The sequence below is a fragment of the Sphingomonas phyllosphaerae 5.2 genome, assembly GCF_000419605.1.
Taxonomy (GTDB): domain Bacteria; phylum Pseudomonadota; class Alphaproteobacteria; order Sphingomonadales; family Sphingomonadaceae; genus Sphingomonas; species Sphingomonas phyllosphaerae_B.
Genome location: NZ_ATTI01000001.1, coordinates 320,065 through 333,625 on the forward strand (window position 1 = coordinate 320,065; position 13,561 = coordinate 333,625).

A 13,561-nucleotide genomic window follows, 5' to 3' on the forward strand; every position below is an offset into this window, starting at 1 on the left:
GAGAAGGAAGTCATTCCGGATCGAGCGGTCAGTGGGGCGAACCCCAGCGATGGCATCGAAGCGCCCGCTGACCGATACCGCATCAGCTTCCTGCTGTGCTGAAGTGGCGCCGCACATGATGGGCCGGCGCGGTTCCTGCATCAGGCGCATCTCCGGCGCCTGCGATAAGGCTGCGGACTGCGCTTACGGCGGGCCGCCACGGCAATATTCCACCACGCCTCCCTTGCCCATTCATCGTATAAATTCCGGCATTTACCGCAAAATTATTGCCGCCATGCAGGTGAGCCGCTCCCTTTGAAGGGCAAGGAGGCCGGCACAGGAACGCTCAAAAGGGCGGGTTCGACCTTCTCGCGACGAACGAAGATGAAATCGGGAGAGGAACATGAGGTCGTGGTGGATTCTGGCCGCTCTGGGCGCCAGCTGCTCGTTGCCATCGATGACGTTGGCGCAGGTCGCGGCGGAGGCCCCGGCCGTCCCCACCGACGCTCAAGGCCCCGGGGCTCTGGCCTTGCCCGGGCAGGCATCCGCCGCGCCGCAGGATCAGGCCGCGCCGACCGCCGATGCGGGCGCCGCAGCCGACATCGTCGTCACCGGTATCCGCGCCAGCCTCAGTTCGTCGGCGCAGGTAAAGCGTGACGCCAACCAGATCGTCGATTCGATCACCGCGGTCGACGTCGGCAAGTTCCCCGATGCCAATATCGCCGAATCGCTGCAGCGTATCACCGGCGTCGCCATCGACCGGTCGGGCGGCGAGGGGCAGTTCATCACGGTCCGCGGGCTCGGGCCGGAGTTCAACACCGTGCTGGTCAACGGCCGGGTGATGGCGACGGACAATGCCGGGCGCGAATTCTCGTTCGACGTGCTGTCGTCGAACATGATCCAGCGCACCGACGTGTATAAATCGCCGGTGCCGGAGTTGCAGGAAGGCGGGATCGGCGCGACCGTCAACATCGTCACCGCCCGTCCGCTGGAGGGGCGGACAGGCTTCCACGCGGCCGCCCAGGTCGGCGGCATCTACGACACGTTGCGTGACAAGGTCTCGCCCGATTTCGCGGCCACCGCCTCCTATGCGAACCCCGACAAGACGTTCGGGGTACTGCTGGCCGGATCGTACACCAGGCGCAAGAACCAGATCGACACGATCGCCATCGACGGCTGGATCAACGGGCGTCCTGATATCGCCACCACGATCGGCGGCGTGCCGACGCTCGTGACCGGGTCGGACCCGCGCTATCCGGCGACTGGCAACGTCAACGTGCCGCAGAGCCTGTACTACCAGCGCGCGCAGGAAGAACGCGAGCGGATCAACGTCTCCGGCGCGATCCAGCTTCGCCCCACCGACAGGCTGGAGATCACGGTCGACGGCATCTATTCGCGATTCAACATCTCGGGCGAAATCCGCCGCATGGATAATTTCCTGGCGGCGCCTTATTACCAGCCGACCTTCAACGGGAACAACACCGCGACCGGGCTGAGCATGCTGGGGCGCGACTTCATCGCGCAGAACCCACAATTCCTGGCTGCCAACCCGACGCTGACCAACAACGGCGTGAACGCCAAGATCGATCACGTCTACAACCTGACCAATCGGAAGTCGGACAGCTACCAGATCGGCGGCAACGTCAAGTGGAACCCGGTCGACAACGTCGAGTTGCGGTTCGACGCGTCGGTCACCGGCGCCAACCGCACCTCCCCGAACCAGTATCTCGTGATCGGCGCGCTGCTTCCGTACACCTATCAGTTCCAGTTGGGCAGCGGGGAGGGCGTGCCGTCGATCTCCTACGACAACGCCATCATCAACAACCCCGACCTGATGCGATTGCACTACATGGCGTTCGACAACAATCGCACGCGGGATCGTGGCTCCGAATATCACCTCGACACGAAGTGGGACGTCGATGATTCGATCCTGAAGTCGGTAACACTGGGCGGCTCGTATACGGAGCGGCGCAAGATCAACCGGCAGTTCAACAACAGCGATTCCAACTGCACCTATTGCGGATACCAGGTGCCGATCGCTGCAGGGCTGCTGAAGGCCTACAACTGGACGGACCTGCTCGGCGGCGGGCGGGATATCCCGCCCTCGGTCTTCGAGTTCGATGCCGACGCCTTCGTGGCCTATCTCAACGATCCCGCGACGTTGAACATTCCCAGCAACGGACGCACGCCGGCGCAGCAGGCGGCGTTCGCGCAGCAGGTGCAGGCGCTGCCGGGCGGACCGTTCGGCGTGCGCGAGCAATTGCGCGGCACCGTCAACGTGCAGGAGCGGCTGACCGCGGGCTATATCAGCATGCAGTTCGGCAACGAGCGCTGGACCGGCAATGCCGGCGTGCGTGTGATCCGTACCGACGTGCTGTCGTCCGGCTTCAACACGCCGGTCACCAGCATCGCCAACACCCCGGGCGACGATACGCTGCAATATACGTACGGCCCCGCGACGGCGGTGTCGCTGCGCAACAGCTACGTCAACGCGCTGCCCTCCGCGAACATCAAATACAATCTGACGGACAAGCTGATCGCGCGCGCGGCGTTCTCGCAGACGATCACGCGTCCGACGCTGACCGACCTTGGCGTGAACAACGACTTCGGCGGGCGTATCGCGGTGCCGCTGTCGTCGGGGGGCAATCCCAGCCTGTTGCCGTTCCGGTCGACCAACTACGATCTGGCGCTGGAATGGTATATCTCGCGCGTCAGCTACATCAGCGTCGGCGGCTTCTACAAGGATCTGTCGGACTTCCTGGAGTTGCAGACGCTGCCGGTCGATCGCTTCGGGCGCGTCTTCCAGGATACGCGGACGCGCAACGGGCAGACCGGCAAGATCAAGGGCATCGAGGTTGGCGGTCAGTATTCGTTCGATGCGCTGGGCGGACTGATCTCCGGGTTTGGCGTCACCGGCAATTACACCTATGTGTCGAGCAGCGCGGAGCGCGACCAGACGCTTGCCGACTACCCATGCGGATATAACGGCCTGTCACCGCACTCAGCGAACGGCAGCATCTTCTACGAAAAGTACGGTATCTCGGCGCGGGCATCGTACAATTGGCGCTCCGAGTATCTGCGTAATTGCCGCGACAGCCAGTCCCGTCCGCGCAATCGCTCTTCCTACGGACAGTTGGACTTCAACGTTTCCTATGACCTCACGCCGAACTTCCAGGTTTATGTGCAGGGGGTGAATGTCACCAACCAGTATATCGACGAATGGTCGGCGATCGAGGAGCGGTTCCTTCTCCTGCAGGATACTGGCGCCCGGTACAATTTCGGTATCCGCGCGAAGTTCTAGGAATGGCGATCCGTCACCCCGGTCGTGAGCCGGGGTGACGGGTGATCGGTGGCGGTGGCAGTGGCCGGGATGTCGCGTTCGGAGCTTCGTGTCCGGTGCCGCTCGCTCGACAAACTGGCATGTTGAAACCTGGTTCGATGCGATCATGGCGTGCCGCGGCGTGCCGCTGTTCAGGAGGGCGTCCGACGGACGATGCTCGATCTTCATCGTCACGACGCGCCGGGCCGCCGTGTGGGCGCTACGGCGGCGCACCAGGCGATTGGGGCTGGCCGGCCATCACGCCAGCCGATAGTCACCCAGGTGTGAGGATCGCGATCATCGACACCAGCACCACGCGCGCCGCGATCATCTCGGACGGGCTGCGCGAGGCCGGGCTGACCGATCTGGTGGTGATCGATCCCGCCGGGCCGCTGGTCGCGCAGGTCGAGGTATGTGCGCCAGAGGTCGTGCTCATCAATCTCGAGAATCCCAGTCGCGATGCGCTGGAGGATTTCTTCGCGATGTCGCGCGCGCTGGCGCGGCCGATCGCGATGTTCGTCGACCAGTCGGATGCGCAGACCACGATGGCGGCGGTCGATGCCGGCGTGTCGGCCTATGTCGTTGACGGGCTGGCGAAACAGCGGATCAAGCCGGTGCTCGACCTCGCGATCCGCCGCTTCGAGGCGTTCTCGCGTTTGCAGACCGAATTGGCCGAGGCGAAGTCGGCGCTGGCCGATCGCCAAACGATCGATCGCGCGAAGGCGATCATGATGAAGCGCCGCGGGCTGGACGAGCCCGCCGCGTACGCGCTGCTACGCGGTCATGCGATGAAATCGAACCGCCGCATCGCCGAGGTGGCGGAAGCGATCGTGACCAGCGAGGCGCTGATGGGAGATCTGCCATGAGCGCCGAAACCTTCCGCATCGGCTTCGTGCCGCTGGTCGATGCCGCGCTGCCGATCTTGGCGCACGAACTGGGCTTCGCCGCGGCGGAGGGGGTGCGGATCGAGCTGGTCCGCGACGTCACCTGGGCGACGGTGCGCGACCGGTTGCTCTACGGCCATACCGATGCGGCGCACATGGTCGCGCCGCTTGCGATCGCCACCGCGCTGGGCCGCGATCGGCCTGCCGTGCCGATCGCGGTGCCGTTCGTGCTGGGGCTGAACGGCAATGCGATCACCTTCTCGACCGCGCTGGGCGAGGAATGCGGGTTGGGCGACGCGCTCGGCGATCCGGTCGCGCTCGGTGCGACGCTGAAGGCCGTCGCGACGCGCCGCCGTGCCGCGGGCAGGCCGCTTCGGTTCGGGGTCGTCCATCGGTATTCCAGCCACAATTACATGCTGCGCTACTGGCTGGCAGGCGTGGGCATCCGCCCGGACAGCGACGTTGCGATCACCGTCACCAGCCCGACCTTCGCCGCCGATGCACTGGCGGCGGGCGAGGTCGACGGCATCTGCGTCGGTGAGCCGTGGAACGCGATCGCGGTCGATCGCGGCGTCGGGCGGATCGCACTGGCGACCGCGCAGGTGTGGCGGCGCGGGGTCGAGAAGGTGCTGGCGCTGAAGTCGGACACCGCGGCGGCGCGCCCGGAGGCGCTGGCCGCGCTGGTCCGCGCACTTCATGCCGCAGCGGTGCATTTCGTGCGCCCCGATACCGTGGCAGACAGCGCGGCTCTGCTCGCCCGACCGGAATATCTGGACGCGCCGATCGATGCGATCCTGCGCGCGATCACGGATCGCATCCGCGTCGTGCCCGGCAGCGTCCCCGTTCATTATCCCGACTTCATGTTCCAGCATCGCGAAGCCGCCAACTTCCCGTGGCGCAGCCAGGCCGCGTGGCTTTATGCGCAAATGGTGCGGTGGGACGGGATCGGCTTTTCGCCGGACGACGCGGCGGTAGCGCAGTCGGTGTTCCGCCCCGATCTCTACCGCGCTGCGCTGGCGGGATCGAGCGCACCGTTGCCCAACGCCAGCTCCAAGCTGGAGGGCGCCCTGGATGCGCCGATCGGTGCCGGAGCGTCGCAGGGGCGGCTGATCCTGAGCGAGGATCGTTTTTTCGACGGGCGCGCGTTCGATCCCGATGACATCGCAGGATATCTCGCGACGCTCCCGTGAGCGCCTGATGCTGCGCCTGCGAAAGGGGCTTGTGCAGCGCCGGCGAATCAGGCAGCTTCACCATCGTCGGGCAACGATGCCGGACACGAGATAGCAGCGACACGCCTCTCCAGCGCCGGGGAGGTTCTCCGCTGGCGGAGCCGGGCGATGACGCCCGCAACCGCATGGAGGCAACGACGCCGCCAGAACGCATCCGCAAGGATCGCCGTTCTGGCGGCTTTTTTCTGTTTTGGAGAACGAGCGATGGCGACGGCGTTCTGGGATCGCGATACGAACGGCAGCAAGCGGACGGGCAGTTTCTGGTCGAGCGGGCACACGCCGACACTGATCGCCGCGTTCCTCTACTTCGACCTGGCGTTCATGGTGTGGGTGCTGCTCGGGCCGCTCGCACCCGATATCGCCCACGCACTGGGGCTCAGCCCGGCGCAGAAGGGGCTGATGGTCGCAGTGCCGACGCTGGCGGGCGCGGGCTTGCGCGTCGTCAACGGGCTGTTGGTCGACCGGATCGGCCCGAAGCGCTCGGGCGCGATCAGCCAGTTGATCGTCATCTTCGGTCTGCTCGCGGCCTGGACGCTCGGCGTCACGAGCTTTGCTGGTACGCTCGCGCTGGGCGTGATCCTCGGCTTCGCCGGCGCCAGCTTCGCGATCGCCTTGCCGCTCGCCAGCCGCTGGTATCCGCCCGAGCATCAGGGCAAGGCGATGGGGCTGGCGGGCATGGGCAATTCCGGCACCGTCCTGGCCGCGCTGTTCGCGCCGGCGCTGGCTGCGCTGTTCGGGTGGAACGCCGTGCTGGGGTTGGCGTGTATCCCGCTGACGATCGTGTTCGCCGTCTACATGCTGCTCGCCAAGGACCCGCCGGGCGCACCGGCGCCGAAGCGGCTTGCGGAATATCTCGCGCCGTTGAAGCAGGGCGATGCGTGGTGGTTGATGGCGTTCTACGCCGTCACGTTCGGCGGGTTCGTCGGGCTTGCGGCCAGCCTGCCGATCTACTTTACCGATCGCTTCGCACTCAGCCCGATCCACGCCGGCTACGCCACCGCGGCGTGCGTGTTCGCGGGCTCGCTGGTGCGCCCGATGGGCGGTGCGCTCGCCGACGCGATCGGCGGGGTGCGCGCGTTGACCGCGGTGTTCATGCTCTCCGCGCTGGCGCTGGTCGGCGTCAGCCTTGCCGCGACCTTCCCGGCGGCGCTCGCCTGTTTCGTCGCGGCGATGCTGGCGCTCGGCGTCGGCAACGGCGCGGTGTTCCAGCTGGTGCCGCAGCGGTTCGCCGCCGAGATCGGTGTGATGACGGGGCTGGTCGGCATGGCGGGCGGCGTCGGCGGTTTCTATCTCGCCTCGTCGCTCGGCCTGGCCAAGCAATGGACCGGCAGCTTCGCGCCCGGCTTCCTGATCTTCGCCGCGCTCGCGCTCGTCGCGCTCGCCGGCCTCACGATCGTCAAGCGCAGTTGGCGCGCCCGCTGGGGCACGGCCGACGGCGTGCGGATCTGATCGCCCGAACACGGACAGGACCCATCATGAAGCATGAACCCATCCGCATCGCAGCGGCCGACACCCGGCCGCACCTGATCGTCATCGGCAACGGCATGGCCGGTTGCCGCGCCGTCGAGGAACTGCTCGCCCGCGATCCGGCCCGTTACCGCGTGACCATCGTCGGTGCCGAGCAGCACGTGAACTACAACCGCATCATGCTGTCGCCCGTGCTGGCGGGCGAGAAGACCTTCGAAGAGATCGTGCTCAACGGTCGCGACTGGTACGACGACAATGGCGTCACGCTGCTGGCCGGCGACCCGGTGATCGCGATCGATCGCGCGGCGCGCAGCCTGACCACGCGCGGCGGGATCGTGTTGCATTACGACCGGCTGCTGATCGCGACCGGCTCCGACCCGTTCATCATTCCCGTACCGGGCAAGGACTTGCCCGGCGTGATCGGCTTCCGTGACATGAATGACGTCGGCGCGATGCTCGCCGCCGCCGAGAAGGGCGGCAGTGCGGTGGTGATCGGTGGCGGTCTGCTCGGCCTGGAGGCCGCGCACGGCCTCGCGTTGCGCGGCATGACCGTCACCGTCCTGCACCTGATGCCGACGTTGCTGGAACGGCAGCTGGACGAGGCGGCGGCGTGGTTGCTTCGCACGGCTTTGGAGGCACGCGGGCAGACGATCCTGACGGGCGCGGACACCGCCGCGATCCTGGGCGACGGCCGCGTGGAGGCGGTACGGCTGAAGGACGGGACCGAGATCCCGGCCGATCTGGTGGTGATGGCGGTCGGCATCCGCCCGTCGGTTGCGCTGGCGCGCGAAGCCGGCCTGGACGTCGGGCGCGGGATCAGGGTCGACGACCATATGGTCACGTCCGACCCGCATGTTCTGGCGGTCGGCGAATGCGTCGAGCACGACGGGCAGGTCTACGGCCTCGTCGCGCCGCTCTGGGATATGTGCCGCGCGCTGGCGGACGGGCTGGTCGAGGCGCCCAGTGGTTACAAGCCCGCACCGACCGCGACCAAGCTGAAGGTCGCCGGGCTCGACGTTTTCTCCGCCGGTGATTTTTCCGGCGGCGACGGCGCGGAGGACATCGTGCTGCGCGACGCGAGCCGCGGCATCTACAAGCGCGTCGTCGTCAAGGACGACCGGATCGTCGGCGCGGTGCTCTACGGCGACACCGCCGACGGCAATTGGTATTTCGACCTGCTCAGGCGAGGCGAGAGTGTCGCGGACATCCGCGACATGCTGATCTTCGGCCAGGCGTTCGCCTCGGGAGGGGGGCACGCGGACCCTAGGTCGGCCGTTGCGGCGCTTTCCGACGAAGCGGAAATCTGCGGCTGCAACGGCGTCACCAAGGGCAAGGTGCTGGCATGCATCGATGGCGGGGCGCACAGCCTCGACGCGGTGCGTGGCGGGTGCAAGGCGTCGGCGAGCTGCGGCTCGTGCACCGGGATCGTGGAGAGCCTGCTGGCGCTCCGGCTCGGCGGCGAGGTCGAGGCCGGACCCAGGACGATGTGCAAATGCACCAGCTTCGGCCACGATGACGTTCGGCGTGAGATCGTCGCGCAAGGGATGCGTGCGATCCCGGAAGTGATGCAGAAGCTGCACTGGTCGACGCCCGACGGCTGTTCGTCGTGCCGCCCGGCGCTGAATTACTATCTGCTGTGCGCGCTGCCGGGCGACTATGTCGATGACCAGCAGAGCCGCTTCGTCAACGAACGGATGCACGCCAACATCCAGAAGGACGGCACCTATTCGGTCGTTCCGCGGATGTGGGGCGGGCTGACCAGCCCGAAGGAGCTGCGCGCGATCGCCGACGTGGTCGAGAAGTTCAACGCGCCGATGGTCAAGGTGACCGGCGGTCAGCGGCTCGACATCTTCGGGATTAAAAAGGAGGATCTGCCCGCGGTCTGGGCGGACCTGAACGCGGCGGGGATGGTCAGCGGCCATGCCTATGGCAAGAGCCTGCGCACGGTGAAAACCTGCGTCGGCAGCGAATGGTGCCGCTTCGGTACGCAGGATTCGACCGGGCTGGGCGTGAAGATCGAGCGCGCCACCTGGGGGTCGTGGATGCCGCACAAGTTCAAGATCGCGGTCAGCGGTTGCCCGCGCAACTGCGCCGAGGCGACGATCAAGGACTTCGGCATCGTCTGCGTGGACAGCGGCTACGAACTGCACGTCGGCGGCAACGGCGGGATCAAGGTGCGTGCCACCGACCTGCTCGGCAAGGTCGCGACCGAGGCCGAGGCGATGGAGATGTGCGCCGCCTTCATCCAGCTGTACCGCGAGGAGGCACGCTATCTCGAGCGCACCGCCCCGTGGATCGAGCGTGTCGGACTGGCCTACGTCCAGTCGCGGCTGCTGCCCGATGCGGAGGCGCGCGCCGAACTCGCCCGACGCTTCGTCTTCTCGCAGCAATTCATGCAGGACGACCCGTGGGCGGCGCGCGTCGCCGGGGCCGAGCGCGAGATCCATGCGCCGATGGCGCGCTTCCAGCCGCAGGAGGAATTGGCATGACCCGTGGTGCTTTGGCGGGCGAATGGCTCGATATCGGGTGGGTCGATGAAATCCCGCTGCGCGGCAGCCGCACCGTGCAGGTCGAGGGCGGCGACGACATCGCCGTCTTCCGCACCGGCGAGAACAGCGTCTTCGCGCTGCTCGATCGATGCCCGCACAAGCACGGGCGATTGTCGCAGGGCATCGTGCACGGCGGCGCGGTCGCATGTCCGCTGCACAATTGGCGGATCAGCCTGTCGACGGGCGAGGCACTGGGTGAGGACCGCGGCTGTACGCCGACGGTGCCGGTCAAGATCAGCGGCGGCCGCGTGCTGATCTGCCGCGCAAGCACGCTGAAGGCGGCGGCCTGAGATGGACACCGCGATCCGCACCACCTGCGCCTATTGTGGTGTCGGCTGCGGCATCCGCGCGACCGTCACCGGCGAACGGCAGGTACGGATCGAGGGTGACCCGGACCATCCCGCCAACCACGGCCGGCTGTGCTCGAAGGGCACGCACCTCGGCGAGACGGTCGGGCTGGACGGTCGTTTGCTCCATCCGATGATCGGCAATCGCCGCGCGACATGGGACAAGGCGGTCGATCACGTGGCGCGGCGCTTTCGTGAGACGATCGCGCGGCACGGCCCGGGCAGCGTCGCCTTCTACGTCTCGGGGCAGTTGCTGACCGAGGATTATTACGTCGCCAACAAGCTGATGAAGGGCTTCATCGGCACCGCCAACATCGACACCAACTCGCGGCTGTGCATGTCGAGCGCGGTCGCCGGGCATGTCCGTGCCTTCGGCGAGGACGTGGTGCCGGCCAGCTACGACGATCTCGACGGCGCCGACCTGATCGTGCTGGTCGGATCGAACACCGCATGGTGCCACCCGGTCGTCTACCAGCGGGTCCGCGCGCGCTGCGCCGCCGGTGCGAAGCTGGTGGTGATCGACCCGCGCCGCACCGAAACCGCGGAGGAGGCCGACCTGCACCTCGCGATCCGCCCGGGCAGCGACGTGGCGCTGATGAACGGCGCGCTGGAATGGTGTCGCGCGGCGGGGGTGCTGGACGACGCCTTCCTTGCCGCGCATGTCGCGACGCCGGACGGCTTCTGGGACGCGCTGGGCGCGGGGAACGATCTGTGGTCGGTCGCGCGCAGCTGCGACGTGCCCGCCGCCGACCTGCGCCGCTTCTACGAATTGTTCGCCGCTACGCCACGCACCGTCACGATGTTCAGCCAGGGGATCAACCAGGCGCTGGCCGGCACCGATCAGGTCAATGCGATCATCAACCTCCACCTCGCCACCGGGCGGATCGGCAAGCCGGGAGCCGCGCCCTTTTCGATCACCGGACAGCCCAATGCGATGGGGGGGCGCGAGGTCGGCGGACTCGCTACGACACTGGCGGCGCACATGGATTTCGCGCCCGAGAACCGCGCATTGGTGCAGCGCTTCTGGGCCTCGCCGACGATCGCGGAAAAGCCGGGGCTGAAGGCGGTCGACCTGTTCCGCGCGGTCGGCGAAGGGCGGATCAAGGCGCTGTGGATCATGGCGACCAATCCGGCGGTGTCGATGCCGGATGCGGCGCGCGTGCGTGAGGCGCTGGCGGCATGTCCGTTCGTGGTCGTCTCCGACGTGGTTGCGGACACCGATACCGGCGCCTTCGCGCACGTGCGGCTGCCCGCGGCGGCATGGGGCGAAAAGGACGGCACCGTCACCAATTCGGAACGGACCGTCAGTCGCCAGCGCGCGCTGTTCCCGCTGCCGGGCGAGGCGCGGCCGGACTGGTGGATCATGGCGCAGGTCGCGCAGCGGATGGGCTGGAAATCCGCCTTCGACTACGATCGCCCGGCCGACATCTGGCGCGAGCATGTCCGCCTGTCGCAGTACGGCAATGGTGGACAGCGGATGTTCGCATTGCCGGGACAGGGCGGCGGCGGCAACGCCGGCTACGACGAGCTGGCGCCGTTCCGCTGGGGCGGGACGCCGTTCGCGGACGGCCGCTTCGCGACGCCGGACGGGCGGGCGCGGCTGGTGGCGGTGACGCAGAAGCCGTTGCCAGCGGCGTTGCCGAAATGGCCGATGACGCTCAACACCGGACGTTACCGCGATCACTGGCACACGATGACCCGCACCGGGCTCAGCCCGAAACTGGCACGTCACCGCGCCGAGCCGCTGGTGGCGGTGCATCCCGACGACGCCGCGCGGCTGGGGATCGACGACGGCGGGCTGGCGCGCGTCGCCACGCCGCAGGGTGACAGCGTCTACCGCGTCGCCGTCGACGATGCGCAGCGCCCCGGCGAGCTGTTCGTGCCGATCCACTGGACCGACCAGACGTCGAGCGGCGGGCGGACCGGGTTGCTGCCCCGCCCGCTCGCCGATCCGCTTTCGGGGCAACCCGGCTTCAAGGCGACGCCGGCGGCGATCGCGCCCGTGACCACGCGCTGGCGCGGCTTCGCCTTGTTCGCGGGCGAGCCGGCGAAACGGCCCGATTGCGTGTGGGCGACGCGCGTCGCGGTGCCGTCCGGCAGCTTGTGGGAACTGGCCGGCGACGCTGGCATCGACGCGCTCCTGCCGTCGGGCGAGCGGATCGAGGCGGTGGATCGCGCGCGGGGGACGCAGCGGATCGCAGTCCTGCGCGACGGACGGCTGATCGCGGCGCTGTTCCTCACCGAAACCGGCGAGTTGCCCGGACGCGACTGGCTGATCGCACAACTGGCCGAGGCGCAGGCCGCCCCGACCCTGCTGGCGGGCCGCGCACCCGGCGCGGCTGTCGAACGCGGCGCGATCGTCTGCGCCTGTTTCGATATCGGGGTGCGGACCATCGTTGCGGCGATCCGCGATCAGCGTCTGGCCGACGTTGCCGCGATCGGTGCAGCGCTCGGCGCCGGCACCAATTGCGGATCGTGCCGTCCCGCACTCGCCAAGCTCATCGCCGAGGAGACGATCCATGCCGCATGACGATTTCCCGCCCGCCAGCGTGTGGCTGGTCGGCGCCGGCCCCGGTGATCCGGAACTGCTGACGCGCAAGGCGGCTCGGCTGATCGCAGCGGCGGAAGTGATCTTCTACGACGCGCTGGTCGGGGCGGGGGTGCTCGATCTCGCCTCGCCGGCTGCCGAGCGGGTCAGCGTCGGCAAGCGATCGGGACGCCATTCGAAGGACCAGGCGACGATCGATGCGTTGATCGTCGCGGCGGCGCGCGACGGCAAGCGCGTGGTGCGGCTGAAGGGCGGCGATCCGGCGATCTTCGGCCGGACCGTGGAGGAAGCCGCCGCCTGTGCCGCTGCCGGGGTTCCGGTGCGGATCTGTCCCGGCATCACCGCCGCGAGCGCCGCCGCCGCCGCCGCCGGTACGTCGCTCACGTCGCGCGGCGTCGCACGCCGGCTCTCCTTCGTGACTGCCCACGCGCGTGCCGGCGAGCCGCTCGATCTCGACTGGCAGGCACTCGCGGCACCCGATGCGACGCTCGCGATCTACATGGGACGTGCCGCAGCGGCGACGGTGGCGCAGCGGTTGATCGCGGCGGGACGCGGTGCGGACACGCCGGTGATGGTCGTGGTCAACGCCTCCTTGCCTGGCGAGCGGATCATCCGCGGACGACTGTCGTCGCTCGCCTTCCTTGTCGACACGATAAGCGACCACGACCCGACCTTGCTGTTGGTCGGCGATGCGGTGCGTTCGCCAGCGCCGGTGGCCTGCGCTCCCGTGCACGTGATGGCGCAGTCGTGAACCGCGCGTTCGGCGCGCCGTCGTGCGGCTGGCCGCGTTTTCTGTTTTATGCGGTCCTGTGCTGCACCATCTGCGTATTTTTGCGCTAGTTCATGCAACGTGGCGCGCCATTCGGCGCATGGCTTCGGTCACTTCGCGATGCAGGACCGGCTTCGGGTAGAATTCCGAACGGACCGGCAGATCGAGATCGGCCCTGGCGAAGCTGGCCGAGGTGAGCACGATCTCGATCGGCGGCCAGCGGTCGCGGATCGCGGCCGCGATCTCGATCCCACGCACGCCGCGCGGCATGTCGAGGTCCATGTAGACGATGCGGATGTCGGCGCGGCGCTCCAGGATGCGGATCGCGTCCTCGACGCTGGTCGAGGTGACGGCCTCGAACCCGGCATGCTCGACCATGTCGATCGCGTCCAGGCGCAGGATCGGCTCGTCCTCGACGATAAGCACGGGAAGGCGCGTGATCGGTTCTTGCTGCGGCATTGTGGTTCGTT

The 13,561-nt window shown here is 67.8% G+C and carries 10 protein-coding genes; 9 read left to right on the forward strand and 1 reads right to left on the reverse strand.

What is annotated here, in order from left to right:
* Positions 1-49 precede the first annotated feature (49 nt).
* The 9 genes from SPHPHY_RS22405 (at position 50) to cobA (ending at position 13,073) form a co-directional block, all read left to right on the forward strand.
* On the forward strand, positions 50-298 hold the full coding sequence (locus SPHPHY_RS22405; RefSeq protein WP_156024962.1) for a hypothetical protein: 249 nt from the start codon (positions 50-52) through the stop codon (positions 296-298).
* An 84-nt stretch (positions 299-382) separates the two neighbouring features.
* Entirely contained in the window at positions 383-3,280 is a 2,898-nt protein-coding gene (locus SPHPHY_RS0101670) for a TonB-dependent receptor (protein WP_081645197.1), read from the forward strand.
* Between the two features lie 302 nt (positions 3,281-3,582).
* Positions 3,583-4,164: an ANTAR domain-containing response regulator gene (locus SPHPHY_RS0101675; protein ID WP_022684980.1), complete on the forward strand. Its 582-nt coding sequence runs from the start codon at positions 3,583-3,585 to the stop codon at positions 4,162-4,164.
* The gene (locus SPHPHY_RS0101680; protein ID WP_022684981.1) at positions 4,161-5,372 is read left to right on the forward strand and encodes a CmpA/NrtA family ABC transporter substrate-binding protein; all 1,212 of its coding nucleotides are present in this window, start codon (positions 4,161-4,163) and stop codon (positions 5,370-5,372) included. Before SPHPHY_RS0101675 ends, SPHPHY_RS0101680 begins: the two co-directional genes overlap by 4 nt.
* Positions 5,373-5,615: 243 nt before the next feature.
* Complete coding sequence (locus SPHPHY_RS0101685) at positions 5,616-6,860, forward strand: nitrate/nitrite transporter (protein ID WP_022684982.1); 1,245 nt, start codon at positions 5,616-5,618, stop codon at positions 6,858-6,860.
* A gap of 26 nt (positions 6,861-6,886) precedes the next feature.
* Positions 6,887-9,367 (forward strand): nitrite reductase large subunit NirB, encoded by a 2,481-nt coding sequence (gene nirB / locus SPHPHY_RS0101690; protein ID WP_022684983.1) that lies wholly within the window; start codon positions 6,887-6,889, stop codon positions 9,365-9,367.
* On the forward strand, positions 9,364-9,717 hold the full coding sequence (gene nirD / locus SPHPHY_RS0101695) for a nitrite reductase small subunit NirD (protein ID WP_022684984.1): 354 nt from the start codon (positions 9,364-9,366) through the stop codon (positions 9,715-9,717). Before nirB ends, nirD begins: the two co-directional genes overlap by 4 nt.
* Position 9,718: 1 nt before the next feature.
* Positions 9,719-12,304, forward strand: coding sequence for a nitrate reductase (locus SPHPHY_RS0101700; RefSeq protein ID WP_022684985.1), 2,586 nt, complete (start codon positions 9,719-9,721; stop codon positions 12,302-12,304).
* A complete protein-coding gene (cobA, locus tag SPHPHY_RS0101705; RefSeq protein ID WP_022684986.1) occupies positions 12,294-13,073 on the forward strand; it encodes a uroporphyrinogen-III C-methyltransferase in 780 nt (259 codons plus the stop codon). Before SPHPHY_RS0101700 ends, cobA begins: the two co-directional genes overlap by 11 nt.
* 90 nt (positions 13,074-13,163) lie before the next feature.
* Here the strand turns inward: cobA and SPHPHY_RS0101710 are convergent, their stop codons facing one another.
* Complete coding sequence (locus tag SPHPHY_RS0101710) at positions 13,164-13,550, reverse strand: response regulator (RefSeq protein WP_022684987.1); 387 nt, start codon at positions 13,548-13,550, stop codon at positions 13,164-13,166.
* Positions 13,551-13,561 lie beyond the last annotated feature (11 nt).